The following is a 25,360-nucleotide window of genomic DNA, read 5'->3' as shown; positions in this document are numbered from 1 at the left end:
TGGGAGGTCCTTCCTGCTACCGCGGCCGCCTATGTCCCTACCTTCTTGATCTTGAACAGCCACTGGATGCCGGCGCCCTGCCACATCGGCGGTGCGTAGGGATCCTCGGCCGACGGGAAGCCGGTCCAGTTGGACTCGTTGTATTCGAAGAACTCCAGCGGGCGATACATCAGTGGCACGACCGGGATCTGCTCGCGGTAGATCTTGTCCAGCTGGCCGAGCGCGGTCTTGCGCTCCTCGTCGGTCGCCGCCTCGGCAGCCGTGTCCAGCAGCCCGGGGACGTCTGGATGCGAGAACCGGTTGTAGTTGTAGTAGGCGGTCTTGCCGACGGCGGCCACGCCACGGTCGTCGAGCGCGTCGCGGAAGCGGGTCCACGGGCTTGCCGCGCCGACGCCGGAATAGCTGAACATGCACAGCTCGAAGTCGCCGTTCTGCATCTTCGACGTCATGGTCGGTGCCTGCGGGAACTCGGTCTCGATGCCGATGCCGACCGCCTTGGCGCTCTTGGCCACGATCTCGCAGGCGGTGTTCCAGTCGCTCCAGCCGGTGGGGGTGATCAGCTTCCAGCCGCCCAGCTTGGTCCCGTCGGGCAGCACGTAGATGCCGTCGGACCCCTTCTTGGCTTTGAGCTCACCCTCGAGGATGTCGACGGCCTTGGTCTTGTCGTACGTCCAGCCCTCGGCCTCGACCGCGGCCTTGTCGTAGTACTTCTCCTCGTATCCCGTGGGCACGATCAGACTGGCGTTGGCCGGGTCGGAGTAGTTGCTCATCGCGGTGCTGGCGATGTTGGGGTAGTCGATGGCGTAGGCGATGGCCTGACGCACCTTGACGTTGTCCAGCCCTTTGACGTTGAGGTTGAAGATCAACAAGGGCAGGTTGCCGGGCAGGTGGTACGGCTTCTCCTTCAGCCAGGTGCTGACCGGCTTGCCCTTGTCCTCCCACATCTTCCAGATCTGCGGGGTGAACTGCTGGCTGGCATCGATCTCGCCGCTCTCCAGTTTCACGTCGCCACCGTTGTTGTCCTTGAAGATGGGGTGGTTGATCGCGAGCATGGCCGGGGTTCCGTAGACGGTCTTGCCCCAGTAGTCGTCGTTGCGCTTCAGGGCCACCTGGGTCTGGTCATACTTGTCCAGCAGGAACGGCCCGCTGCCGACCGGCTTGAGGTTGGTCTCCGACACCAGCTTGTCGCTGGCGATGTTGCTCCAGACCGCCTTCGGCAGGATGAGGACGCCGGCAATCGAGGCGCGTACCTGACCGGGGTTGAACGGGGTCTTCTTCAGCGTGAAGGTGACGGTGCGCGGGTCAGTCGCCTCGATGGACTCCAGGTATTGCCAGACGTTGGAGAAGCTCAGGCCGGTGTTGGTCTTGGCCAGCTCGTAGGTGAAGACCACGTCGTCGGCGGTCAGCTCAGAACCGTCGGACCACTTGGTCCCCTCCTGCAGCGGTACGACCATCGTTCCGGGCTGGGGCTCCTGCAGCTCCTTGCCGAGACCGGGGGCGAGCGAGCCGTCGAGCAGGTTGAAGCGCAGCAGCGACTCGTAGATGAGCTGGCTCTGGCCACCGCTGGTCGGCCACGCCGGCGACGGGCTGAGCGGGTTGAAGTTGCTGGGCGGTCCCCACTGGAAGCCGGCGACGAACATGGTGTCGCCCGAGGCACCCGGACGACCCTGGTTGCCCGGCCCGGTGTCGTTGCCGGTCTTGGCCGTGCCGCAGCCGGCCGCGCCGACCCCGACGGCTGCCCCGCCGGCGGCCAGGCCGGCGAGCGACAGGAACCGGCGGCGACTGGTGGCCCAGGTGGTGCCCCAGTGGTTGCCGTCGGGCTGGCCGAGGTCGGGGCTGTCGTTCAAGTCGTCGTTCATCTAGATCCTCCCAGGAGATGTGACCGTCGTGACGATGGCGCACGACGCGAAGCCCGCCGCGGGGCGCGGGGTCGAACTGTGCCGTGATCGGACGCAGGTGAACAGGGGAGCGGCAAGGCAAACGAGGCCTCGGGGCTCACGATGATGAGGTTCACCGCTGGTACGCCGCAGCCTGCTGCGGATCATGTCGTGGTGCGCGCTGGAGGACGTGGCCTACGGAAGCTGCGGTGCGCCCCGGTCTGCATCATTGCGTCCCCTCGTTACTCCAGCCCCATTGCTGTAGACAACTCACCACTGAACCGGTTCGGTGTCAATGGCCCGTGAACAAATGACGAACAGATGTTTATTCAAAAGAAATCCCGCGACCAAGAGGTCATCGATTGCCTCGACAAATATTGACGAGAGCCTCTCTGAGGCGCGAATGTCGTGTATTTTGGCCGGCCCCCGCGACCGGTCGGTCGCGGCGTGCCGCCGGGTGCGACGGTGTCAGCGCTGAGCGGCAGGATGGGCCCATGCTGCTGGCACGGATCGCCTCGGCGTCGCAGGAACTGGCTGCGACGCGTTCTCGGATCACCAAGCGCGAGTTGATCGCGGCAGTCCTGCGCGACGCCTCGGTCGACGACGTGGAGATCGCGGTGAGCTATCTCGCCGGCAGCCTGCGCCAGCGCCGGACCGGTCTGGGGTGGGCGTCACTGCAGGAGATGCCGCCGCCGGTCACCGAGCCGGTGTTGACCCTGGCCGCCACGGACGCCGCCCTGGAGCGGATCGCCGCGCTGGCGGGGCCCGGCTCGTCGGCGGCACGCGCAGCGCAGGCAATGGACCTGTTCGGCCAGGCGACCGAGGCGGAGCAACAGCTGCTGCGTGGGCTCGTGTTCGGCGACCTGCGCCAGGGTGCGCTCGAGGCCGCCGTGCAGGAAGGGCTGGCCGCGGCGTTCGAGGTTCCGGTGGCGGTGGTGCGGCGGGCGGCCATGTTGCTGTCGTCCACCACCGGTGCTGCGGCGGTGCTGCTGGCCGGTGGTCAGGCAGCACTGGAGAGCGTCGGTCTCCAGGTCGGCACGCCGATCCAGCCGATGCTGGCCGCGGCGGCCCCGGACGCCGAGACCGCGGTCGCCAAGACGGGTCTGCCGGCGTTGGTCGACCACAAGCTGGACGGGATCCGGGTGCAGGTGCACCGTCGCGACGACGAGGTCTCGGTCTACAGCCGCAGCCTCGACGACATCACCGCTCGGCTGCCCGAGGTGGTCGCCGTGGTGAGCGCGCTGCCGCACCGGCGACTGGTGCTGGACGGCGAGGTGCTGGCCCTGCGGCCCGACGGGCGACCCGAGTCGTTCCAGGTGATCGCCTCCCGCACCGCGACCACCGTCGACGTGACCGGCTCTGCCTCGCAGACGCCGCTGACGGTCTCGTTCTTCGACCTGCTGCACGTCGACGGGGAGGACCTGCTGGATCTCCCGCTGCAGGCCCGGGTCGCCCGGATGACCCAGGTGCTGCCACCCGAGCTGGTGGTGGGACGGGCGGTGTGCGATACCGCCGAGCGGGTGGCGGACACCTTCCGCGACGTCGTGGCTGCCGGCTTCGAAGGCGTGGTGGTCAAGGATCTCGACTCGACCTACGGTGCCGGACGGCGCGACTCGTCCTGGGTCAAGATCAAGCCGCGGCACACGTTCGACCTGGCCGTGGTGGCCGCCGAGTGGGGCCACGGCCGACGGCAAGGATGGCTCTCCAATCTCCACCTGGCTGCGCGCGAGCCCTCGGGTGAGCTGATCATGCTCGGCAAGACGTTCAAAGGCCTGACCGACGGGCTGCTGACGTGGCAGACCGAACAGCTGCTGGCCCGCGAGGTCCGGCGCACCACGGGAACGGTGTACGTCGACCCGCCGTTGGTGGTCGAGATCGCCTGCGACGGGCTGCAGCGGTCCAGTCGCTATCCCGGTGGGGTGGCCCTGCGGTTCGCACGGGTGCTGCGCTATCGCGACGACAAGACCGTCGAGCAGGTCGACACCCTGGACACGGTGAAGGCGCTGGCCCCGGAGGTGTCGACCTAGCTCTCAGCTGCGGAAGGCGGGGATGACCTCACGCTGGAACAGCTCGATGCCGCTACGGTCGTACGCTGCCTCGGCGAAGTTGGTGATGGTGTAGGTCATCCCCAGCGACTCCATCTCCTTGAGTCGCTCGATGATCACCTCGGGGGTGCCGACCAGCGGTCCGTTGCGCAGCTGCTCGGTCGACTCGGCTGCCTTGTTGGGCACCAGCGTGGCGAAGCGGTCGGCATACCAGGAGATCCGGTCGGCGACCTCCGCGTCGTTCTCGCCGATCACCACGTTGTAGTTCGCCGAACGGACGATGGCGTCGAAGTCGGTGCCGGCATCGGCGCAGTGGCTCTGCAGGATGTCTGACTTGCGCTGGAAGCCGTCGGGGGAGCCGTCGAAGTTGGTGTACTGCGCATATTCGGCCGCGACCCGCAGCGTCTTCTTCTCGCCGCCGCCCGCGATCCAGAAGGGGATGCTGGGTCCGGCCGACGCTCCCGCTGCGTGTTGCAGCGGCTGCGGGTAGTTGCGGGCGCCGTCGACCTGGAAGTAGCGGCCGTCCATCGTGGCGGTGCCGTGCCGCCACATCTGGGCCATGATGTCGACGCCCTCAGCCAGCGCGCGGATGCGGTCGCCGGCGCTGGGAAAGCCATAGCCGTAGGCGCGCCACTCGTGCTCGTACCAGCCGGCACCGATGCCCATCTCGACGCGGCCGCCGCTGATGATGTCGATGGTCGTTGCGACCTTGGCGAGGTAGGCGGGGTTGCGGTATGCCATGCAGGTGCACATCTGGCCGAGCCGAACCCGGTCGGTGCTCGCCGCGAAGGCTGCCATCAGGCTCCACGCCTCGTGGGTCGCCTCCTCGGTCGGCTCCGGCACCGTGTGGAAGTGGTCGAACACCCAGATCGACTCCCACGCCGGGTCGTCGCCCGGGCCGCCGGCCCCCGCGGGGGCGGTGTCGGCGTACTGAGCCAGTGACCGCATCGTGCTCCACTGCTCGGTGGGGGCGATGCCGACGAGATCGAGTTTCCAACCCTGGGGAATGAACAGACCAAAGCGCATGAGCGCCAACCTAGACCCCCTGGGGAAGATCGAGAAGAGCGATGGAAAATCGTTTCACCTGTTGGCGGGGACTGGGGTCCTGACGTCAGCGCCCGTCGCGCTCCGCCGCCCGGAGAGCGTCAATGACGGCCAGCGCTTTCGGGCGCCCAGCAGTCGCCGAGTAGGTGTTGCGGGTGCCGGACCAGACCTTGGCCAACGCCGACGAACCCAGCACGACGAGCTGGACATGCCGGCTCGGACCGTCGTCGCGGACGAAGATCTGGACGCACCACTGCGTCGTCAGCCGCTTGTCCTTGGCGAACCCGCCGAAGTCGTCGGCGCGGTCAGCAGACACATCGATGGTGCCGAACGTCGCCTGCGGCGCTTCGTCGCTGATCGTGGCGCGGAACAGGTCGGTGATGGTCGGGACAGACAGCGTCGAGTCGAGCTCCAGGTTGTCGTAGGGCATGAGTGCTCCCGCTGGTTCGGGGCACGGTGGGCACCGTGCCGGGCAGCTGACATGCTCCCGTGGACGGTCTCTGGACGCAACGCGACCAAGCGGGGTCGTTTCGGAGCGGGCGGCGACGGAGAGCTCGAATGATCAACACGGCGCGTCTTCGGCGGCGGGCCACCCGTTGGGAGCCGCATCGGCAAGAATGGCGGCCGTGGCTACGTTTGCGGCGACTGATCATCTTCGAGCGACGCTCACCGGGCTGCGAGAGCGGCTACCGCTTCGACGCAACGTGGCTCCGGTGGCCGGACCGAGGGATCGACCGATCGTGTCGGGTCACCGTGGCACGTTGACCGGTGCGCCGGAATCCACCATGGCAGCGTTCCGCTACGCCCACCGGGCGGGTGTCGACGCGATCGAGTTCGACGTCCGCTGGAGCGCCGACGGCCAGATGTATGTGCTGCACGACGACACGGTGGACCGCACGACCGACGGCACCGGACCGCTGGAGAACCTGACCGCGGCCGAGCTGGACCGGTGCGACGCCGGCTCGTGGTTCGGACCGGAGTTCGCCGGGGAGCGGATCCCGACTTTCGCCCAGGTGCTCGCGTTCGCCCGCACCACCGATTTGCTGATCAACCCGGAGATCAAGCTGGCCCCGGGTCGGGCGCTGACCGGCGCCCAGGCGACGGCGTACGTCGCCGCGATCTACCGCTACGGGCTGGCACGCCGGACCATCGTGTCGTCCACCAGCGGGCAGGTCATCGAGCTGGTGAAGCAGGTGGACCGTCGGCGCCGGCTGCGCTACAGCCTGATCAGCGATCACAGCCTCTCGATCGACGTCGAGATCGTACGCGCGACCGGCAGCTGCTACATGCCGAACTGGCGGCGGGTCGCTCCGATGGCGGATGACTTCCGCCGCGCCGGTGTGGACCTGTGGGTCTGGCCGGTGCGTACCGTCGACGACGTCCACGGCGCCATCGCCATCGCTCCGGCGGCTATCGTCGTCGACGATCCGGTGCTGGCCATCGAAGCGCTCCAGCCATCGCCTGATCATGCTGGGCGCTCTTGATCGGCATGGATTCGACTGAGGTGGCGGATTCTCGCGTTGCGGTGTGCCGGCGTCGTCGACTGACTAGGGTCGAGCCGTGAGCGTGCACCTTGTCGGTGGTGGGTGGTCGGGAATGCACCGCGAGCAGGTCTATCGGCGGTTCGCTACCGAGGCCGCCGCCCGCGCCCGTAGCCGCGGCGCCAGAGCGGCGGTGATCACCGTCGTGGTGGTGGCCGCGGGCGCCGACGCCGCGACCAGGATCAACCAGTTCGCCGACATTCTCGCCGGCCTCACCGAGGTCGAGGTCAGTGGCGTCGCGGTCGCCGAGGGTGATCTCGCCCCCGCGACGATCGTGGCGGACTCCGATGCGATCCTGGTCGGTGGCGGATTGACCCCGGCCTATCTCCAGGCGTTGGTCGGGATGAAGCAGGAGCTCGCGGCGATGGTCGGCGACGGCATGCCGTACCTCGGCTTCTCGGCGGGTGCCGCCATCGCCGCTGAGCGAGCGCTGGTCGGCGGCTGGCGTGACGGTGGTGTCGCCGTCTGTGCCGAGGACAACGCCGAGGACCTGGACGAGCTCACCGTGGTGGACGGACTCGGTCTGGTGCCGTTCACCGTGGACGTCCATGCCGCCCAGTGGGGCAACGTATCGCGGCTGGTGGCAGCCGTGTCCAGGTTCGAGCTCGACCGCGGGGTGGCCATCGACGAGGACACCGCCTTGGTGATCAACCGGGGCGCCACCGTGCACGGCGGCGGTCAGGTGTGGTGGGCCGAACCGGTGGGCGCGGCGGTCGGCGTCCGCGCCGAACGGGCTGCCGGCTGACCTGGTCACCGGTCCGGGCAGACGAAACGGCGCCCACCGGAATCGGTGGACGCCGTCGTCGATCAGCGGTTCAGACTCCGATGATCAGACCAGGCCGGGGGTCTGGGTCTTGGCGGCGGCGAAGCGCTGCGCCGCGTCGGCCCAGTTGACCACGTTCCACCAGGCCTTGACGTAGTCGGCCTTGACGTTCTTGTACTGCAGGTAGAACGCGTGCTCCCACATGTCCAGCATCACGATCGGGATCTGTGCGACCGGCACGTTGCCCTGCTGGTCATACAGCTGCACGATGTTGAGCCGCTGGCCGAGGGTGTCGTACGCCAGGATCGCCCAGCCGGAGCCGAGGATCGTGTTCGCGGTGCCCTCGAAGTGGGCCTGGAACTTGTCGAAGCTGCCGAAGAACTCGTCGATCGCGGCGGCCAGCTCGCCCTCGGGCTTGTCGCCGCCGTTGGGGGACAGGTTCTTCCAGAAGATCGAGTGGTTGATGTGCCCACCCAGGTTGAACGCCAGGGTGCGCTCGAGGCCGCCGATGCTGCCGAAGGAGTTGCTGTCCCGCGCCTCCTCCAGCTGCTCGAGAGCGGTGTTCAGACCCTTGACGTAGGTGGCATGGTGCTTCGAGTGGTGCAGCTCCATGATCTCGGGGGCGATGTGCGGCGCGAGTGCGCTGTAGTCGTAGGGCAGGTCAGGGAGGTTGTATGCCGCCATGAGGTTCCTCTCGCAGTCGGGGATGAGCGGGTCGTTCAACTCGATTCGCATCCTACGCGCGTCGATCCGGCCCGTGTAGGCGCCCGTACCGCCCTCTGTGAGCGAGCTGAGAGGGCTCGGGTCGACATGACATCTGTCCTGCGAACCGGTGACATCCGTCCTGCCCGGTGGCCCGGCTGCTGGTGTTGACTACTGCCATGGCGTCAGCGATGTCCCTGGTGGGACTGCACAAGGCATTCGGACAGAAACGAGCCGTCGACAACCTGCACCTGGAGGTGAGGGCCGGGTGCATGTTCGGGCTGGTGGGACCCAACGGAGCGGGCAAGACCACGACCCTGTCGATGGCCACCGGGCTGCTGCGTCCGGACGCCGGCACTGCCGCGATCCTCGGCCATGACGTCTGGACCGACCCGGCCGCGGCGAAGGCGCTGATGGGCGTGCTGCCCGACGGCGTACGCCTCTTCGACCGGCTGAGTGGCTGGGAGCTGCTGCACTACGTCGGGCTGCTCCGCAAGGTGGCGCCGGCCGACATCGCCGCTCGTGCGTCCGAGCTGTTGGAGGCCCTCGGCCTGACCGCCGACCGCGACACGCTGGTGGTCGAGTATTCCGCCGGCATGACCAAGAAGATCGGTCTGGCCTGCGCCCTCATCCACGCGCCCCGGCTGCTCATCCTGGACGAACCGTTCGAGGCCGTGGACCCGGTGTCCGGGGAGGGCATCCGCTCCATTCTGCGCAACTACGTGCGCGGCGGCGGCACCGTGGTGATGTCGAGCCACGTGATGGAGCTGGTGGAGAGTCTCTGCGACGAGCTGGCCGTGGTGGCCCAGGGCCGCGTCCTCGCTGCCGGCACGATCGACGAGGTGCGCGCCGGCTCCAGCCTGCAGCAACGGTTCCTCGACCTGGTGGGCTTCACCGCCGCGGGAGAGGAGGGTCTGGCATGGTTGCGCTCCTCGTCAAGCTCAAGCTGAGCCTGCTCCGCAACAGTCTCAAGCGCAGCGTCTGGCGTACCGTCGGGTTGATCTTGGGGATGTTGTACGCCCTGTCGCTGGTGGCGCTGGCCATCGGAGGGCTGGTGGCGCTCCGGTTCAGCGGGGTCGAGCTGGCAGCTGACGTCACCGTGCTCTGTTTCGCGCTGCTCACCCTCGGCTGGCTGATGCTGTCGTTGCTGGTCTACGGCGTCGACGAGACGGTGGACCCGGCCAAGTTCGCGCTGCTGCCGGTACGGGCCCGCGACCTCCTGCCGGGGCTGCTGGTGGCCGGACTGGTCGGCAGTCCCGGGATCGCCACGGTGCTGGTCTCGGCCGGACTGGTCGCCACCTGGTCTCGGGGTCCGGCCGAGGTCCTCGCCGCCGTCATCGCGGTTCCGGTCGGGGTGGCCACCTGCTTCCTGGTGTCCCGGGTCGGGACCTCGGCCTTCTCGGCGTTCCTGTCGTCGCGCCGCTTCCGCGACCTCGCCTTCGTGGCCCTTGCCCTGTCCGGTGCCGTGCTGGGCATCGGCGGCAACCTCTTCGGCTCGATGGTGGAGGCCAACGCAGCCTCGATGCGGATCGGGCTGAGTGATGCGGCCACCATCGCCGGCTGGACGCCGTTCGGCTGGATCTGGGCGGTGCCCGCGGACGTCGCTCGCGGCAACTGGGCCACGGCGGCGCTGCACCTGGTGCTGGCGCTGGCGCTGGTCGCCGCCCTCTGGGTGGCCTGGGGCTATTTCCTCGGCAAACGGCTGACCGAGCCGATCGAGGGTGGCGCGGAGTCGTCGAAGAAGGTCAAGGAGGGGACCTTCGTCGAGCGCCTCTATCCGGCGACGCCGGCGGGCGGGGTGGCCGGCCGGACACTGCGCTACTGGCGCCGCGACCCCCGCTATCTCGCCGGCGTGGCCGGCTTCTTGATCGCTCCGATCGTCCTGGTGGCCAGCCAGCTGGCCAACCCCAGCGGCGGCAGCCTGGCCGTGGCCACCTTCTCGCCGATGCTGCTGGGGCTGTTGATCGGGATGAGCGTCGCTCAGGACCTCGCCTACGACGGGACGGCGGTGTGGCTGCACGTCTCCTCTGGTCTGCGGGGGGCCGACGACCGCTCCGGGCGGGTGATGTCGACCCTGACCATCTTCGGCCCGATGGTGGTGTTGCTGCTGCTCGTCGCCACCGCGCTGACCGGCCAGTGGGAGCTGCTGCCGGCTGCCGCCGGCGGCACGGTCGCCTTGATGCTGGTCGGTCTCGGGGTCGGCTCCTACGTCGGTTCGATCTGGCAGTGGCCGGCGCCCCCACCGGGAGCCAACCCGTTCCAGAAGGGCAGCAGTGGCGGGTTGCCGGCGTTCTTGTCCTTCACCCTCGCCACCCTGGGCACCCTCGTGCTGGCCCTGCCCACCCTGGCGCTGGTGGTGGCGTCGTTCTGGATCACCTGGCTCGGTTATCTGTCCATCCCAGTCGGTGTGATCAGCGGGTTGATCGTCCTGCGGCTCGGCATCAGCAAGGGCGGTGCGCTGCTCGACCGGCGCTGGCCCGAGGTGATGCGGGCGGTCAGCGAGCGGACCGCCTGAGCCCTCTCGCCGGCTGAGCCGGTTCGCGGAGCACGGTCAGTGTCGTCGGACCACGAGAACCCGGAAACCCTTGGCGCTGGCCGTGCGCTCGCAGGACCAGCCCTGCTCGCCCAGCCACCGCTGTAGTGAGTCGGCGCCGAGGTTACGTCCCACCACCAGCCGGGCCACTCCGTCCGGGGCGAGCCGCGCCAGCCAGGTCAACAGCAGGGCGTGCAGCGCCTCCTTGCCGATTCGGATCGGCGGGTTGGACCAGATCTCGTCGTAGCGACGGTCGGGGTCGGCCTCGTCCGGGCGCAGTGTGCGGACCCGGTCAGCCACGCCCAGCTGCCGGGCGTTGTCGGCGCACAGCCTCAGCGCCCTGTCGTTCACGTCCACCGCATCCACCATGGCGCCGGGACACGCTAGCGCCAGGGCCACCGCGATCGGGCCGTAGCCGCAGCCGAGGTCCAGCAGCCGGCTTCCGTCCGCGGGCAACGGCGACTCGCGCAGCAGCACCGCGGTGCCCAGATCCAGGCCGTCGCCGGAGAAGACCCCGTTGGCGGTGGTCAGTTCCAGCTCCTCGCCCCAGATCCGGGCGCGGATGGTCCGCCGCTTCTCCGGTCCGTCGGGGGTGTCGGAGAAGTAGTGCTCGGTCATCGGTCCTCTTCGGTGGTGGGCTCGTCACGGCTCGCCCGGGCCTGCGCGGCCCGCGCCGCGAGCTGGTCGTTCGGGGGATAGGCGACCTCTTCCAGGGTCAGGCCGGCGGCCGGCATCACCTCGACCCGCGAGTCGCGGGCGGCGGTGTCGGTGATCTCCGTGAGCCAGGCCAGGTCCCGGCGACCCGACGACACGGCGACCAGCGCGCCGACCAGCGATCGCACCATCGAGTGGCAGAAGGCGTCGGCCCGGACGCCGATCTCCACCGTGCCGGCCAGCGGACCGGACGCCACCCGGTGCCCGGTGAGGTCCAGCAGGGTACGGATGGTGGTCGCACCGGGACGTCGCCGGCAGAAGGCGCCGAAGTCGCGCAGCCCGAGCAGGCCGGCGCCGGCGACGTTCAGCAGATCCAGGTCGAGCGCCGGACGGATGGCGGCCACGTAGCCGCGCTGCAACGGGTCGACCGGGACACCGTCATCGGACAGCCGGTACGCGTAGCGCCGCCAGATGGCGGCGAACCGGGCATCGAACCCGGGTGGGGCCGCAGTGACCGTACGAACGACCAGATCGGGCTGCAGCACCCGACGGAGCCGACGCAGCAGGGTGGCGCCTGCGTCGGGCAGCGCGTCCGCCGGCAGGTCGACGTGGGCGACCTGACCGCGGGCGTGCACACCGGCGTCGGTGCGGCCGGCGCAGACCAGGCTGACCGGTTGATCCAGCCGCAGCACCTGCGGCAGCCACTGCTCGAGCTCGCCCTGCACCGTCCGCAGACCCGGCTGCACCGCCCAGCCGGAGAAGCCGGCGCCGTCGTAGGCCAGATCCAGCCGCCACCGCCGGGTGGGCGTCTTGGGACCGGTCATCGCCGACGGTAGGCGAGATCGAAGATGTGCCGGCCGGCGTCGACGCCACGTTGTTCGAACCGGGTGACCGGACGAGCGCCCCAGCGGGGCGCCCAGCCGCCCGAGTTGTCGTTGGTGAACGCGGGGTGGTCGTCCAGCACATCGCGCATCTGCCCGGCGTAGTCCTCCCAGTCGGTCGCCAGTCGCCACAGCCCGCCTGGTTGCAGCCGCGAGGCGACCAGATCGGCGAACTCCGTGCTCAGCAGTCTGCGCTTGTGGTGACGCGACTTGTGCCACGGGTCGGGGAAGAACATCCACACCTCCGACACCGACGCCTCCGGCACCAGGGTGGTCAGCCCTTCGACCACGTTGGCCAGCACCAGGCGGATGTTGTCGACCCCGTCACTGGCCATCCGGCCCAGGATGCGCGCGACGGCCGGTTGGAAGACCTCGAAGGCGAGCACGTTCACGTCGGGGCGGTCCTGAGCCATCGGCACCAGGGATTCGCCCATGCCGGGCCCGATCTCCACCACCAACGGGGCTTGGCGGCCGAACGCCGCGGCCAGGTCCAGGGTGAAGGACGGGTCGATCGAGGTGTCGGTGTCGGCGCGGGGGACGTCGATCACCCATCGGCTGTGGTGCGCATCCCAGGCTTTGCGCTGCTGGGTGTTCATTCGCGCGCTGCGGCGGACGAAGGAGACCACCTCGCGGTGGACCCGGGGACGCTGCGGCCGGTCGGTGTCGGGGTTCACTTCTTGTGTCGCTTCTCGTAGTACCAGAGCAGGCTGCCGAGCACCACGAGCGTGGCCAGGAACACCCCGATGCCGCTGGCCAGGTCATCGCTCAGATAGATCGTGGTCGCACCCGCGGTGGCGCAGATCAGCGATAGACCCCACAACCGGCCGGACTGGGCGAGCTCACGGCGGGTCTTCGGATCAACGGGCATGGTCACAGAATCTACTAGCCGGACCGCCGCCGACGTGAACGCCGACTAGCTGGTGACGTCCTTGCTGGAGAACCGGGCCCAGGCCGCCAGCCAGAAGACCCCGGCGTAGACGGCGTAGGTGATCAGGCCGCGGGACAGGGCGTCGGTGGCGACCGGCTCGCGCAGCAGGTCGCCGAACGCCATCCACCAATGGGTCAACAGCCAGGGGTGCAGCCAGTCCAGCTGGGAGATCGAGTCGCAGATGAACATCATCACGTTGATCAGCACTACGGCGATGGTGGCCCCGATCGGTTGCTCGGTCAGGGTGGAGACGAACAGGCCGATCGCGCCCAGGGCGGCGAAACCGGCGGCCAAGTACGCGGTGGCGAGCAGGAGCCGACCGATTCCCGCCGCCAGACTGATCTGGTCACCGGACAGTACGGTCATGTCACCGCCGCCGAACAACGCCAGGCCGAGGACCGAGCCGACCACCGTCACGAGCAGCGTGGCGAGCAGAGCGAAGATCACGATGGCGGCGTACTTCACCGCGAGCAGCCGGGTGCGACCGGCGGGGATGGTCAGCAGATAGCGCAGGGTCCCGAGGTTGGCCTCGCCGGCCACGGCGTCGCCGGAGATGGCGGCGACCGCGAGCGGGAGGAACAACGGCAGCTCCAGGGTCAGGGCGGCCAGGGCCACGAACAACCCGTTGCCGACGATCGAGCTGACGAAGTCGGGGCCGACCCCGCCGCCGCCGGCGTACTTCACGGCGAAGGCCAAGATGATCGGCACCACAGCGAGCACGGCCAGTCCGGCCTGGTTGCGGCGACGACCGAAGATGATCTGCAGCTCGCTGCGCAGGAAGCGCAGCCAGCGACCGGGATGGCGCTGTGGTGCCGACGTGGTGAGCAGCTCAGCCGCTGACATCAAAACCCTCTCCGGTGAGCGAGACGAACAGATCCTCCAGCGTGGGGGACTGGACGGTGAAGCCGAGCACCGGCACCCCGGCGTGCACCAGGGCCGGCGCGATCTTCTCCACGGCCACGCCACCGAGCTGACCGAGCACCCGGCCGCCTCCCGGCTGCACCTCACTCAGTCCGAGCTCGGTGAGCACCCGGGCCGCCTGGGTCGGCTGGTCGGTGTCGATCCGTACGGTCTGCGCGGCGCCGGCCCACAGGTCCCCGACCGGGCCTTGGGCGACGAGCTTGCCGGCGTGCATCACACCGACGTGGCTGCACATCTGCTCCACCTCGGACAACAGGTGGCTGGAGACGAGCACCGTCACCCCGTCCGCGGCCAGGGCGCCGATGAGGTGGCGCACCTCACGGGTGCCCTGGGGGTCGAGGCCGTTGGTGGGCTCGTCCAGCACCAGCAGCTGACGCGGCATCAGCAGTGCACTGGCGATGGCCAGCCGTTGCCGCATCCCGAGCGAATACGCCCGGTAGCGCTTGCCGGCCGCGGGGAGCAGGCCCACCCGGTCCAGCGCCGACTCGATCCGGGCGGCGGCGGTGCTCGGGTCGCTGGCCGCGTCGGCGGCATCGAGGCGAGCCAGGTTGGCCCGACCGGACAGATACGGATGGAACGCGGGTCCCTCGACCAGGGCGCCGACGTGGGGCAGCACCGTCCCGGCCCGATCCGGCATCGCCTCGCCCAGCAGCTCGATCTCACCCGACGTGGCCCGGATCAGTCCGAGCAGCATCCTGATCGTCGTGGTCTTGCCGGACCCGTTGGGGCCCAAGAAGCCGTACGTCGCGCCGCGCGGGACCGCCAAGTCGATTCCGTCCACCACCACCTGGGACCGGAACTGCTTGGTCAGGCCACGGGTGACGACGGCCGGCGCCGGGTCAGCCGCCACTGGATGCTCGGGAAGCAGCTCGGTGTCGCCGGCCGCAGCCGCGCTCACTTGGCGAGAGCCTCGTACAGCAGCTCGGGCTTGACGGAGCCGACGGCCACCCGGCCGTCGTCGGCGACGACGACGGAGAAGGCGTTGCCGGTCAGCAGCCGACCCGAGCCCCAGTCGCCGGACACCTTGGGCAGGTTGTTCAGCACAGCACCGAGCTGGCCCTGCCGGGTGTCGCTGCCGGCGTTGACGACGGCGACGGTGGTCCAGCCGGTGCCGACGAAGGTCGGCTCGTCCATCGCCTCCCGGTTGGGCTTCTTGGGCTCCGGTCGCGGCTTGTCACGACCGTCGGCGGGAATCTCGGTCACCTTGGTCCCGGGCGGCGGGTTGAACGCGAACTGCTCATCGTCGGGGACTGCGAAGTCGATCTCACTGAAGGCCACCTCGAAGGCGGGCTTGCCGTTGGCGCCCACCACCTGGACCCGGAGCGGCAGCGAGGTTTCTGCGTCGATCGCCAGCCGCACCTCGGTCACCAGGGAACCAGTCGTCTTCGGCCGCAGCACCAGCTCGTACGCCGACCGGTCGGCCACCGTGGCGGTGCCGTTGGTGGAGACGGCGGTGGTGGGCTCGAGTGCGGCGAGCACCGCGTCAGCCGCCTCCTGCGGTGTCTTCGGCAGCTCGCTCGGCTTCCGCGGCGTGGCCGGCCCGCGGGCCTCGTCGCCAGTCAGCGTCCGATGGGTGGCGGTGTTGTCCTTGCTTGACCACAGCCACAGGTCGTCACCGTTACGGATGACGTCGGACTCCCCGAGTGTGCCCAGCAGCGCGAGCCGGGCCTTCTGCTCGCCGGCGTACCAGACCCGAAGGGTGTGGGTGCCGGCCACGAGGGCGGTCAGATCGGAGTCGCTGCCGGGCAGCGCCGGGATTCCTAGATCGGAGCTCTGCACCACAGTGCCGGACAGCCCGGCCACCTTCGAGCCCTGCAGGTCGACCAGCAGCTGCTCGGCGGTCTTGGGCGGCAACGGCGGGTCCGCGGAGGCGGTGACGGCGACGATGCTCCCCGTCCCGCCGACGGCGAGAACCAGAGCCAGCGGAGCAAGCCAGCGCAGCGCTGGGCGACGTTCGAAGGTACGCATGCGCACAGTCTGGCGCGCCCCCGCTGTGAGAACGCTGAGCGCCGGACCACAGGAGCCACGAGTGGGCTGGCTGGGGGCGCGAGTCCGCCAGCTAGGGCCCTGCGACCGCGCCACACAGTCCGCAGCAAAGCAACCAAGCGAGACGGTGAGGTGTCGGTGGCGCCGAGCGTGGACGGGCCTGGCGGGAGCGCCGAGCTTGCGAGGCGCGGATGGCTGCTCGGCGCCACCGACACCTCACCGGCTCGCGCCCCTAGCGCGCCCTAGCTCACCACTCGCGCCTCCGGCTCGGCGCCTCCGGCTCGCCCCTCAGCCGGTGGTGACGATGCAGACTTGACCGACGTGTCAGGCTGACCCCGTGCGCCTGCTGCTGGTCGACGACGAGCCTCGTCTGGTTGAGGCCCTGCGCCGTGGCCTGGTCGCGGAAGGCTTCGCGGTCGATGTGGCCACCACCGGCCCCGATGGGCTCGAGCTGGCCCTGCTGGGTGACTTCGACGCGGTCGTGCTCGACGTGATGCTGCCGCGGCTGTCGGGCTATGAGGTCGTCCGCCGGCTCCGGGCCGAGGAGAACTGGGTGCCGGTCCTGATGCTCTCGGCCAAGTCGGGCGAGCACGACCAGGCGGACGGTCTCGACTGCGGCGCCGACGACTACCTCACCAAACCGTTCTCCTTCGTCGTCCTGTTGGCCCGGATCCGGGCCCTGCTGCGGCGCCAGGTCGTGGCCCGGCCGGCGGTGCTCACCGCCGGAGACCTCACCTTGGACCCTGCGACCCGGGAGGTACGCCAAGCCGGCCGGCTCATCTCGCTGACCCCACGCGAGTTCGTGCTGCTGGAATATCTGATCCGCCGGGCCGACCAGGTGATCGGCAAGGTCGAGCTGTTGGACCATGTCTGGGACAGTGCGGCCGACACCGCGCCCAACGCGGTCGAGGTCTACGTCGGTTATCTGCGGCGCAAGATCGGCTCGAACCGGCTGGTGACGGTCCGGGGTGCGGGCTACATGCTGGTGACGTGAGCGGCGACTGGTTCGGCCGGCTCAGCCTGCGGGTGCGGCTGATGTTGGTCGGCGTCACCGGCGTGGCGGTGGCCCTGGCGGCCGGCGGGATCGCGCTCTATCTGGTGCTGCAGGCGACCGTGGACCGGACCCTGGACACCGAGGCGCTGGCCACCGCCGCGCAGGTGGTGGCGATGGTGGACGCGAACCAGCTGCCCAGCCCGATCCCGGTGTCCGGTGCCCAGCTGGTCCAGGTGGTCGATGCCCAGGGCCGGGTGATTGCGGGCTCGGCCAACGCCGACCGGCTGATCCCGCTGCTGCGTCCCGCCGAGATCGACCAGGCGCTGACCGGGCGGGCGGTCCAGGTCAGCGGCGCCCGGACCGGACTGAGCGGTCCGCTGCGGGTCAATGCCCTGCCGACCAACGCCAGCGCGGGGGAGCCGGCTATGACCGTGATCGTCGCGCTGCAGGTCGGTGACGTGCTCACCAGCCGGGCCGCCCTGCGGACGGCACTGCTGATCAGCATCCCGCTGCTGGTCACCGCCCTGGCCCTGATCGCCTGGCGGGTGATCGGGTGGACGCTGCGGCCGGTCGAGCAGCTGCGCCGGGAAGCCGAGCTGATCAGCGGCCTTGGTCGGGACGAGCGGGTACGCGTACCCGCCGCCGCCGACGAGATCCGCGCGTTGGCGATCACCGTCAACGGCATGCTGGACCGGCTGTCCGCGGCCCGGGCCCGGCAACAGGCCTTCGTGGCTGACGCCGCCCATGAGCTGCGCAGCCCGCTCGCCAGCCTGCGCACCCAGCTCGAGGTGGCCGAACGACTCGGCGAGGGCTCGCCGGTCTCGGCCGAGGTGCTGGCTGATGTGCAGCGGTTGTCGGTGCTGGTCGAAGACCTGCTGCTGCTGGCCCGGGCCGACGCGGACGAGCGCGGCCCGGCGCTACGCCGCCGGGTCGCCGTCGACCCGCTGCTGGCCGAGGTGGCCGCGGCGTACCCGGTTGCGCGGGTGCCGGTGGTGACCGACAGCGTCGCGAACGCCTGGGTGCTCGCCGACCGCGACGAGCTGCGCCGGGCGCTCGGCAATCTGGTCGACAACGCCGTCCGGCATGCAGAGACCCAGGTACGCCTGTCGGGCGCGGTCGAGGCCGACACTGTGGTCATCAGGGTGGCCGACGACGGACCTGGCATCCCGGTCGCTGAACGCGAGCGCGTCTTCGATCGGTTCACCCGGCTCGACGATGCCCGTGACCGCGACGCAGGCGGCTCCGGGCTCGGCCTGGCGATCGTGCGTGAGCTCGTCACCCGCGCCGGCGGCACTGTCGCCTTCGAGGACCGTGACGATACCGACTGCGCGTTCGTGGCAGTGGTCCGGCTGCCACTGCTCGCCTGGGAGTAGCCGCGGCCGAACCGGGCGATATCGAATACCCGGGGTGGCGCGCGAGAACCTAGGATGCGCGGCATGGGACACGTGGATCTGTCAGCCGTCTCGTATTCGCTGCCCGACGGCCGAGTCCTGCTGGACGAGGTGTCCTTCCGGGTCGGCGAGGGCGCTGTGGTCGCCCTGGTCGGTGCCAACGGGTCCGGCAAGACGACCCTGATGCGGATCATCGCCGGCGACCTCAGCCCGACCAGCGGATCGGTGTCGCGCAGCGGCGGGCTAGGGGTGATGCGCCAGTTCATCGGCAGCATCCGGGACAGCTCGACCGTACGTGACCTGCTGTTCTCCCTCGCTCCGCCGCGGCTTCGGTCTGCAGTGGAGGAGGTGGACCGGCTCGAGCTGGCCCTGATGAGCGACGACAGCGAGCCCACCCAGCTCCGCTACGCGCAGGCACTGTCGGACTATGCCGACGCCGGCGGCTACGACGCCGAGGTGATCTTCGACGCCTGTTGCACCGAGGCGCTCGGGGTCGACTACGAGCGGGCGAAGTGGCGTGAGCTGACCACCCTGTCGGGCGGGGAGCAGAAGCGGCTCGCCCTGGAGGCGATGCTGCGGGGGCCCGATGAGGTGCTGCTGTTGGACGAGCCGGACAACTATCTAGACGTCCCGGGCAAGCGGTGGTTGGAGAGCCAGCTGCAGAACACCCAGAAGACCGTGCTGCTGGTCAGCCACGACCGGGAGCTGCTGGCCGAGGCCGCCACCTCCATCGCGGCGGTCGAGCTCGGCGCCGCGGGCAACACCGTCTGGATCCACGGCTCCGGCTTCGCCACCTTCGCGGCCGCCCGGCGGGAGCGGTTCGCCCGGTTCGAGGAGCTGCGGCGGCGCTGGGACGAGGAGCACCAGAAGCTGCACGACCTGATGATGATGTACAAGATCAAGGCCGCCTCCAACTCCAAGATGGCGGGCCGCTACCAGGCGGCCACCACCCGACTGGCCAAGTTCGAGCAGGCCGGTCCACCGCAGGCCATCCCGCTGGAGCAGAAGGTGTCGATGCGGCTCCAGGGCGGGCGTACCGGCAAGCGCGCGGTGGTGGTGGAGTCGCTGGAGCTGAGCGGGCTGATGCGCCCGTTCAGCACCGAGATCTGGTTCGGCGACCGGGTGGCCGTGCTGGGGTCCAACGGCTCCGGCAAGTCGCACTTCCTCCGGTTGCTGGCCCGCGGCGGCTCCGACCCCGATATCGAGCATCAACCGGTCGGCGGCGTGGACATCGCCCCGGTCGCGCACACCGGCACGGCGCGGCTCGGCGCCCGCGTCCGGCCGGGCTGGTTCGCCCAGACCCACCACCATCCCGAGCTGCTGGGCAAGACGCTGCTGGAGATCCTGCACCGCGGTGACGACCATCGCGAGGGCATGGGGCGTGAGCTGGCCTCGCGCAAGCTGGACCGCTATGAGCTGGCGCACGCCGCCGAGCAGAGCTTCGAGTCGCTGTCCGGCGGCCAGCAGGCCCGGTTCCAGATCCTGCTGCTCGAGCTGTCCGGCGCGACGTTGCTGCTGCTCGACGAGCCGACCGACAACCTCGATATCGAGTCCGCCGAGGCGCTGGAGCAAGGTCTGGACGCGTTCGAGGGGACGGTGGTCGCCGTCACCCACGACCGCTGGTTCTCCCGTGGCTTCGACCGGTTCCTGGTCTTCGGTTCCGACGGCAGCGTGTATGAATCGGCCGAGCCGGTGTGGGACGAGGCGCGGGTGCAGCGCGCCCGCTGACCGACCGAGCCTGCGCGGTGAACCGCCCGTCCGCCAAGATGGCGCCCACGCGGGCGAGGACGAGGAGGCACAGCGGTGGCCATTGAGCCAGAAGGAACAGAGCTGGAACGAGCGGTGGCAGCGGCAGCAGCCGGCACCCCGTATGTGGTGACGCCGACCGAGCGCGGCTTCGATGTGGGCCTGGCGGTGGCCGACGCCACCTGGTACGGCGTGCTCAACAAGGCCGGGCTGTCCAAGACCGTCGTCCACCATGTCCGCGTGGATGGCGACGTCTATCGGATCACCGACGACGTCCGCGACCTCAGCTGGCAGGCCGGGGTGCCGCGGATCTCGATGTCGGGCAGTCGCTCCCTCGGCCGGACGATCCAGTTCGGCGCCCAGCGCACCTGGGGGTTCGACAAGTCCGGCCGGTTCGGTCCGGTGCTGGACTTCCAGTTCTCCACCGAGGAGGGCAGACAGCTCGTCACCGGCGTGGCCGAGCAGCTGGGCATGAGGCAGAAGCGGGGCGCCGCCGAGCTGGCCGGGATCATCATGGCGGCCGTAGCGGTCGGTGGCCTCGTGATCGGCGGACTCGTCGTCTTGGCGTTGCTGCTCCTCGGCCACCTCTGAGCCGCCAGTCTCTGGGCTGCCCGTCTCTGGGCCGCCCGTCTCTGGGCTGCCGCTTCTGGGCCGGCCGCTCAGGTCCGGAGCTGGCGGATCGCCCGCGGCGACCCACCGAGCTCGGCGTGGCAGGCCTTGTTGAAGGCCTGCAGGTCCGGGTAGCCCACCGAGCGCGCGATCACGCTGACCGGCAGGGTCGAGTGGCGGAGCAGGTGACCCGCCTGCTGAAGCCGCCGGCGGCGGACATAGCCGACCACGGTGTGGCCGGTGGCTTCGCCGAACACCCGGGTGAGGTGGTTGTGCGAAATTCCCAGTGTCCGGGCCAGCTCGGCGACCGACAGCGATTCCGACAGGTGTGACTCGATGTAGGCCAGGGCCTGGGTGACCGCTGCATGGGGGCCGGGTCCCGGGCCGCTGGCGGCGGCGGCCAGTCGGTGCAGTACGGCCCACGCGGCGGCGCTGGCCTGCACCGGGTCAGTCGGCAGGCTGGTGACGACCTGAAGCATCAGATCGGTCACCAAGGCGGTCTGGGCCTCCATCGTCTGCACGGCCGGCAGCCATCGCGCAGCGCCCCCGGTGGGGAGGTCCAGGTGGGCGAACACGTGCTCGGACGGACCGAGGTACTCGTAGCGGATGTCCACCGCAGGCGCCACCAGGCTGACCGTGCCAGGCCGGATCGGATGCGCGACCCCGTCCAGCCAGATGGTCGCGGAATAGCGATACAGGTGGAGCGACCACAGCTCGGGCAGCTGGAAGCGGTCGTGGCGGCTGGACTGCCCGTGCACCGCGACGCCGGCTCCCGCCACCCGCGGTGGCTGGTCGAGATCGACCCGGCTCTGGGAATGCGACATAGTGAGAATTTACCAGTAATGGTGAAGCATCACCACGCGAAAGTGTCGTCGCAACCCCTAACGTTGGAGTATCCAAACCAGTACCACTCAGCGAACAGTGAGGTGCGCGAGCATGGCGCAAGACCTGCACGAATCCCCGGTCGGGATCACCGCCGACCAGAACTCCCAGCTGCTGACCTCGGTCGAGGTCGCCCGCTTCGTCGCGCAGGGGTTCCTGCGCTTCGACGGGATCATCGACGAGGAGGTCAACCGGGCCGCGGTCGCCAAGCTCGATGCCGGCATCGGGCGGGTGCCGTACGGCGCCACGATCGCCGAGGCCTTCGGCCCAGGCACCCTCGCGTACGACCTGCTCCAGGTTCCGCAGGTGGCCGGTGCGCTGCTCAGCCTCCTCGGCCCCGACCCCAAGGTGGACCACCACGCGGTGCACGTCCGCTACCCGCGCGAGGGGGAGGCGCAGAACCTGCACGGCGACGCGATCATCGACGTCCGCACCGACGCCTTCGACATCCAGCTGATGTACTACCCGCGTGAGGTGACCTTGGAGATGGGCGGCACCCTCAGCGTGCCCGGCACCCACCTGCGCCAGATCAACGAGAGCGACATCGGCCGCTACCAGAACATGCTCGGCCAGACCCGGCTGACCTGCCCGGCGGGAAGCATCGTGCTGCTCCACCACGGCATCTGGCACGGCGGACGGCGCAACGACTCCGACGCCATCCGCCACATGTACAAGATCCGCTTCAACCCGACGGTCAAGCAGCGGCTGTGGTGGAACACCGCCGACCTGCACTCCCCGGAGGTCGAGGCCGAGCTCGACGTCCGCCAGCCCTGGATGGAGAACGCGTCCGGCCGGCTGGAGATCTTCAACCGGGTCCTGCTGTGGCGTGAGCTCACCGGGGACGACACCTTCGACATCGACTACTGGGTCACCCGGGTCCGCAACTCACCCCCGCTGGCCGGCAGTCCCACGCTCTTCGGCCGTCTCAAGGACGCCGCGACCCTGAAAACCGAGGCCTGACCATGACCGCACTCCAGACAGCGGCTCCCGCCACCTCCACCCTGCGTCAGCAGGTGATGGTGCTCTACACCACCACGTCGGCCCTCGACTCCAAGGTCATCGGCTGGTCCACCTACGACGGCACCGGTCGGTCCCGGCCCACCACGGGCGACTCCGACCTCCCGCCGTACACCTCGGGGCTCGACGCCCTACTGGACGGCTGGCGGCTGATCCAGGCCGCCCAGCTCATTCCGCCGTATCCGGGCCACGAATACGACGTGTCCTTCCTCAAGCATGAGTTCTGGTTCGAGAAGCTGGTCGATCTCGCCTCCTGACCGCGGCGCCGGAGTTCGGGCAACGACAACGGGGAGGGTCCCACCGGATCATCGGTGGGACCCTCCCCGTTGCGGAGCCTGACTCAGCGCTTGTTCATCTCGACGAAGTCGCGCGTCCGGAAGCCGGTGTAGATCTGCTTCGGGCGGGCGATCTTCTGGTCCTTGTCCTGCACCAGCTCCGACCACTGCGCCAGCCAGCCGGGGGTACGGCCGATGGCGAACAGCACGGTGAACATCTCCGGCGGGAACTGCAGCGCCTCGTAGATGAGCCCCGAATAGAAGTCGACGTTCGGGTAGAGCTTGCGGGAGACGAAGTAGTCGTCCTCCAACGCGATCTTCTCCAGCTCCATCGCGATCGTCAGCAGCGGATTGACCCCGGTGACCTCGAAGACGTCGTCGCAGGCCTTCTTGATGATGGTGGCGCGCGGGTCGTAGTTCTTGTAGACCCGGTGGCCGAAGCCCATCAGCTTCTCCTTGCCCGCCTTCACTCCCTCGATGAATCCGGGGATGTTGTCGGTGGTGCCGATCCGGCGCAGCATCTTCAGCACCGCCTCGTTGGCCCCGCCGTGCAGCGGGCCGTAGAGCGCGCCGACGCCCGCGGCCACCGCCGAGTAGGGGTCGACCTGGGAGGAGCCCACGGAGCGGACGGCGTTGGCCGAACAGTTCTGCTCGTGGTCGGCATGCAGGATGAACAGCACGTCGAGGGCCTTCACCAGGCGTGGGTCCGCGGCGTACTTCGGCTCGCTCATCTTGAACAGCATGGCGAGGAAGTTCTCCACGTAGGACAGGTCGTTGTCCGGATAGACGTACGGCTTGCCCTGTCCGTGCCGGTACGCGAACGCGCCCAGGGTCGGCATCTTGGCGATCAGCCGGGTGATCTGCAGCTGCCGGTTGGTCGCGTCGGAGATGTCGCTGGCATCGGGATAGAAGGTGGACAGGGCGCTGACCGAGGCCATCAACATGCCCATCGGGTGCGCGTCGTAGCGGAAGCCCTGGATGAACTGCTTGACGTTCTCGTGCAGGAACGTGTGGGTGGTGACGTCGTGGGTCCAGGAGGCGAGCTGGTCCGACGTGGGCAGCTCACCGTTGAGCAGCAGGTAGGACACCTCCAAGAACGTGGACTTCTCGGCCAGCTGCTCGATCGGGTAGCCCCGATACTCGAGGATGCCGGCGTCGCCGTCGATGTAGGTGACTGCGCTGCGGCACGAAGCCGTGTTCACGAACCCCGGGTCGTACGTAGCGAGGCCGGGTTCGCCTTCTTGCGCGATCTGTTTCAGGTCGGCCGCACGGATCGTGCCGTCGGTGATGGGGATCTCGTAGTCGCGGCCAGTACGATTGTCGCGAATGCTGAGCGAATCGGTCATGGCGACAACCTACGCGTGGCGTAGTGCACCCCACCACTCGGGCGCCTATGATTCGCGCCACCTGGCGCGCTCGCGAGGCAGCGGGAACGGGCGACGTTTTGACCCGGCCGTCCTCCAACGGTAATCTGAACCGCTGTTGCGCTCACGCCTGCGTGGCACCCGTGCTCACCGTCGACGGAGAGCGCCGCAGCATAAATGTCAGTAACTCATGGAAGATGGTCAACGACCGTGTCTACGTACAGCCCCAAGCCTGGCGACCTCACCAGGGAATGGCATGTCATCGATGCCAACGACGTCGTCTTGGGACGGCTCGCTGTCACTGCCGCCACCCTGTTGCGCGGCAAGCACAAGCCGACGTACGCCCCGCACATGGACGGGGGCGACTTCGTCGTCATCATCAACGCCTCGAAGATCTCCCTGTCGGGCAAGAAGCGGACCGACAAGTTCGCTTACCGTCACTCCGGTCGCCCGGGCGGTCTGTCGGCCGTGCCCTACGGCGAGCTGATCGACCGTGACCCGCGCAAGGCCGTCGAGCTCGCGGTCTGGGGCATGCTCCCCAAGAACCGTCTGAGCCGCAAGCTCATCAAGAAGCTCAAGGTCTACGCCGGCCCGGAGCACCCGCACACTGCACAGAAGCCGCAGTCGTACGAGATCACCCAGATCGCCCAGTAGAGCCAAGGATTACGTCAGTGACTGAGACCGCAGTAGAGACCACCCCGACCGAGGGCGACGAGGTCGTTCCCTTCACCGAGGGCGACCAGGAGATCGCGTACCGCTCCGACTCCAACCCCGCCGCAGCGCAGAACGCGGCCGGACGCCCGGCTGTCGTGGCCCCGTCCAACGCCACCGGCCGCCGCAAGGAGGCCGTCGCCCGCGTGCGGATGGTGCCGGGCAGTGGGCAGTGGACCATCAACGGTCGCACCCTGGATGACTACTTTCCGAACAAGGTGCACCAGCAGATCGTCTCCGAGCCCTTCGTCACCGCTGGTGTCGCCGGTTCGTACGACGTGATCGCCCGCATCCACGGCGGCGGCGTCACCGGTCAGGCCGGCGCCCTGCGTCTCGGCGTGGCCCGTGCGCTGAACGCGGTGGACGCGGAGGCCAGCCGTCCGGCCCTGAAGAAGGCCGGCATGCTGACTCGCGACGCGCGCATCAAGGAGCGTAAGAAGGCTGGTCTCAAGAAGGCCCGCAAGGCTCCTCAGTACAGCAAGCGCTGATCCCACCC

26 protein-coding genes are annotated in these 25,360 nt (G+C 69.2%); 13 read left to right on the top strand and 13 right to left on the bottom strand.

Features of this window, described 5'->3' with window-relative positions:
• Positions 1–29: 29 nt before the first annotated feature.
• Positions 30–1,859 carry an ABC transporter substrate-binding protein gene (locus AC1XX3_RS03125; protein ID WP_483319618.1) on the bottom strand — a complete coding sequence of 610 codons (1,830 nt, stop codon included), beginning with the start codon at positions 1,857–1,859 and terminating at the stop codon, positions 30–32.
• 512 nt (positions 1,860–2,371) lie between these two features.
• Here AC1XX3_RS03125 and AC1XX3_RS03120 point away from each other — a divergent pair.
• Positions 2,372–3,904: an ATP-dependent DNA ligase gene (locus AC1XX3_RS03120; RefSeq protein WP_483319617.1), complete on the top strand. Its 1,533-nt coding sequence runs from the start codon at positions 2,372–2,374 to the stop codon at positions 3,902–3,904.
• Positions 3,905–3,907: 3 nt separating this feature from the next.
• Here AC1XX3_RS03120 and AC1XX3_RS03115 read toward each other — a convergent pair whose 3' ends face one another.
• Both AC1XX3_RS03115 and AC1XX3_RS03110 read right to left on the bottom strand, forming a co-directional pair.
• On the bottom strand, positions 3,908–4,948 hold the full coding sequence (locus AC1XX3_RS03115; RefSeq protein WP_483319616.1) for an LLM class F420-dependent oxidoreductase: 1,041 nt from the start codon (positions 4,946–4,948) through the stop codon (positions 3,908–3,910).
• An 85-nt stretch (positions 4,949–5,033) separates the two neighbouring features.
• Positions 5,034–5,396 carry a hypothetical protein gene (locus AC1XX3_RS03110; RefSeq protein WP_483319615.1) on the bottom strand — a complete coding sequence of 121 codons (363 nt, stop codon included), beginning with the start codon at positions 5,394–5,396 and terminating at the stop codon, positions 5,034–5,036.
• Between the two features lie 196 nt (positions 5,397–5,592).
• On the opposite strand from AC1XX3_RS03110, the gene AC1XX3_RS03105 reads away from it, so the two are divergent.
• A complete protein-coding gene (locus AC1XX3_RS03105; protein ID WP_483319614.1) occupies positions 5,593–6,450 on the top strand; it encodes a glycerophosphodiester phosphodiesterase in 858 nt (285 codons plus the stop codon).
• A 76-nt stretch (positions 6,451–6,526) separates the two neighbouring features.
• Positions 6,527–7,252: a Type 1 glutamine amidotransferase-like domain-containing protein gene (locus AC1XX3_RS03100; RefSeq protein WP_483319613.1), complete on the top strand. Its 726-nt coding sequence runs from the start codon at positions 6,527–6,529 to the stop codon at positions 7,250–7,252.
• 84 nt (positions 7,253–7,336) lie between these two features.
• Here the strand turns inward: AC1XX3_RS03100 and AC1XX3_RS03095 are convergent, their stop codons facing one another.
• Positions 7,337–7,954, bottom strand: a complete 618-nt coding sequence (locus tag AC1XX3_RS03095) for a superoxide dismutase (protein WP_483319612.1) — start codon at positions 7,952–7,954, stop codon at positions 7,337–7,339.
• Positions 7,955–8,151: 197 nt separating this feature from the next.
• Here AC1XX3_RS03095 and AC1XX3_RS03090 point away from each other — a divergent pair, with 197 nt between their 5' ends.
• A complete protein-coding gene (locus AC1XX3_RS03090; protein WP_483319611.1) occupies positions 8,152–8,922 on the top strand; it encodes an ABC transporter ATP-binding protein in 771 nt (256 codons plus the stop codon).
• Positions 8,892–10,487: a hypothetical protein gene (locus AC1XX3_RS03085; protein WP_483319610.1), complete on the top strand. Its 1,596-nt coding sequence runs from the start codon at positions 8,892–8,894 to the stop codon at positions 10,485–10,487. Before AC1XX3_RS03090 ends, AC1XX3_RS03085 begins: the two co-directional genes overlap by 31 nt.
• A gap of 36 nt (positions 10,488–10,523) precedes the next feature.
• On the opposite strand, the gene AC1XX3_RS03080 is transcribed toward AC1XX3_RS03085, so the two are convergent.
• Genes AC1XX3_RS03080 through AC1XX3_RS03050 form a run of 7 tightly spaced genes read right to left on the bottom strand, consistent with a single transcriptional unit; the run spans position 10,524 to position 15,857 of the window.
• Complete coding sequence (locus AC1XX3_RS03080; RefSeq protein ID WP_483319609.1) at positions 10,524–11,123, bottom strand: class I SAM-dependent methyltransferase; 600 nt, start codon at positions 11,121–11,123, stop codon at positions 10,524–10,526.
• Complete coding sequence (gene truA, locus AC1XX3_RS03075; RefSeq protein ID WP_483319608.1) at positions 11,120–11,983, bottom strand: tRNA pseudouridine(38-40) synthase TruA; 864 nt, start codon at positions 11,981–11,983, stop codon at positions 11,120–11,122. The genes AC1XX3_RS03080 and truA overlap by 4 nt, the downstream gene beginning before the upstream one ends.
• Positions 11,980–12,714: a tRNA (guanosine(46)-N7)-methyltransferase TrmB gene (gene trmB, locus AC1XX3_RS03070; RefSeq protein WP_483319607.1), complete on the bottom strand. Its 735-nt coding sequence runs from the start codon at positions 12,712–12,714 to the stop codon at positions 11,980–11,982. The genes truA and trmB overlap by 4 nt, the downstream gene beginning before the upstream one ends.
• The gene (locus AC1XX3_RS03065) at positions 12,711–12,908 is read right to left on the bottom strand and encodes a hypothetical protein (RefSeq protein WP_483319606.1); all 198 of its coding nucleotides are present in this window, start codon (positions 12,906–12,908) and stop codon (positions 12,711–12,713) included. The genes trmB and AC1XX3_RS03065 overlap by 4 nt, the downstream gene beginning before the upstream one ends.
• A gap of 45 nt (positions 12,909–12,953) precedes the next feature.
• Positions 12,954–13,811, bottom strand: a complete 858-nt coding sequence (locus AC1XX3_RS03060; RefSeq protein ID WP_483319605.1) for an ABC transporter permease — start codon at positions 13,809–13,811, stop codon at positions 12,954–12,956.
• The gene (locus AC1XX3_RS03055; RefSeq protein WP_483319604.1) at positions 13,798–14,787 is read right to left on the bottom strand and encodes an ABC transporter ATP-binding protein; all 990 of its coding nucleotides are present in this window, start codon (positions 14,785–14,787) and stop codon (positions 13,798–13,800) included. The genes AC1XX3_RS03060 and AC1XX3_RS03055 overlap by 14 nt, the downstream gene beginning before the upstream one ends.
• Entirely contained in the window at positions 14,784–15,857 is a 1,074-nt protein-coding gene (locus tag AC1XX3_RS03050; protein ID WP_483319603.1) for a LolA family protein, read from the bottom strand. The genes AC1XX3_RS03055 and AC1XX3_RS03050 overlap by 4 nt, the downstream gene beginning before the upstream one ends.
• A gap of 355 nt (positions 15,858–16,212) precedes the next feature.
• On the opposite strand from AC1XX3_RS03050, the gene AC1XX3_RS03045 reads away from it, so the two are divergent.
• The 4 genes from AC1XX3_RS03045 (at position 16,213) to AC1XX3_RS03030 (ending at position 20,597) form a co-directional block, all read left to right on the top strand.
• Positions 16,213–16,869: a response regulator transcription factor gene (locus AC1XX3_RS03045; protein ID WP_483319602.1), complete on the top strand. Its 657-nt coding sequence runs from the start codon at positions 16,213–16,215 to the stop codon at positions 16,867–16,869.
• Positions 16,866–18,242, top strand: coding sequence for a sensor histidine kinase (locus AC1XX3_RS03040; RefSeq protein ID WP_483319601.1), 1,377 nt, complete (start codon positions 16,866–16,868; stop codon positions 18,240–18,242). Before AC1XX3_RS03045 ends, AC1XX3_RS03040 begins: the two co-directional genes overlap by 4 nt.
• A 63-nt stretch (positions 18,243–18,305) precedes the next feature.
• Positions 18,306–19,988, top strand: a complete 1,683-nt coding sequence (locus tag AC1XX3_RS03035; RefSeq protein WP_483319600.1) for an ABC-F family ATP-binding cassette domain-containing protein — start codon at positions 18,306–18,308, stop codon at positions 19,986–19,988.
• A 75-nt stretch (positions 19,989–20,063) separates the two neighbouring features.
• Complete coding sequence (locus tag AC1XX3_RS03030) at positions 20,064–20,597, top strand: hypothetical protein (protein WP_483319599.1); 534 nt, start codon at positions 20,064–20,066, stop codon at positions 20,595–20,597.
• 68 nt (positions 20,598–20,665) lie between these two features.
• Here AC1XX3_RS03030 and AC1XX3_RS03025 read toward each other — a convergent pair whose 3' ends face one another.
• Positions 20,666–21,439: an AraC family transcriptional regulator gene (locus tag AC1XX3_RS03025; protein ID WP_483319598.1), complete on the bottom strand. Its 774-nt coding sequence runs from the start codon at positions 21,437–21,439 to the stop codon at positions 20,666–20,668.
• 112 nt (positions 21,440–21,551) lie between these two features.
• Here AC1XX3_RS03025 and AC1XX3_RS03020 point away from each other — a divergent pair, with 112 nt between their 5' ends.
• Both AC1XX3_RS03020 and AC1XX3_RS03015 read left to right on the top strand, forming a co-directional pair.
• Positions 21,552–22,457: a phytanoyl-CoA dioxygenase family protein gene (locus AC1XX3_RS03020; protein ID WP_483319597.1), complete on the top strand. Its 906-nt coding sequence runs from the start codon at positions 21,552–21,554 to the stop codon at positions 22,455–22,457.
• Between the two features lie 2 nt (positions 22,458–22,459).
• Complete coding sequence (locus tag AC1XX3_RS03015) at positions 22,460–22,771, top strand: hypothetical protein (protein ID WP_483319596.1); 312 nt, start codon at positions 22,460–22,462, stop codon at positions 22,769–22,771.
• Positions 22,772–22,854: 83 nt separating this feature from the next.
• Here the strand turns inward: AC1XX3_RS03015 and AC1XX3_RS03010 are convergent, their stop codons facing one another.
• Entirely contained in the window at positions 22,855–24,135 is a 1,281-nt protein-coding gene (locus AC1XX3_RS03010) for a citrate synthase (protein WP_483319595.1), read from the bottom strand.
• 228 nt (positions 24,136–24,363) lie between these two features.
• Here AC1XX3_RS03010 and rplM point away from each other — a divergent pair, with 228 nt between their 5' ends.
• Together rplM and rpsI are read left to right on the top strand one after the other, a co-directional pair.
• Positions 24,364–24,807 (top strand): 50S ribosomal protein L13, encoded by a 444-nt coding sequence (gene rplM / locus AC1XX3_RS03005; protein ID WP_483319594.1) that lies wholly within the window; start codon positions 24,364–24,366, stop codon positions 24,805–24,807.
• A 17-nt stretch (positions 24,808–24,824) separates the two neighbouring features.
• Positions 24,825–25,352: a 30S ribosomal protein S9 gene (gene rpsI, locus AC1XX3_RS03000; protein WP_483319593.1), complete on the top strand. Its 528-nt coding sequence runs from the start codon at positions 24,825–24,827 to the stop codon at positions 25,350–25,352.
• Positions 25,353–25,360: the final 8 nt, after the last annotated feature.

This window comes from Microlunatus sp. M237, from assembly GCF_056896895.1.
This window is presented reverse-complemented; position numbering and strand designations above follow the sequence as displayed.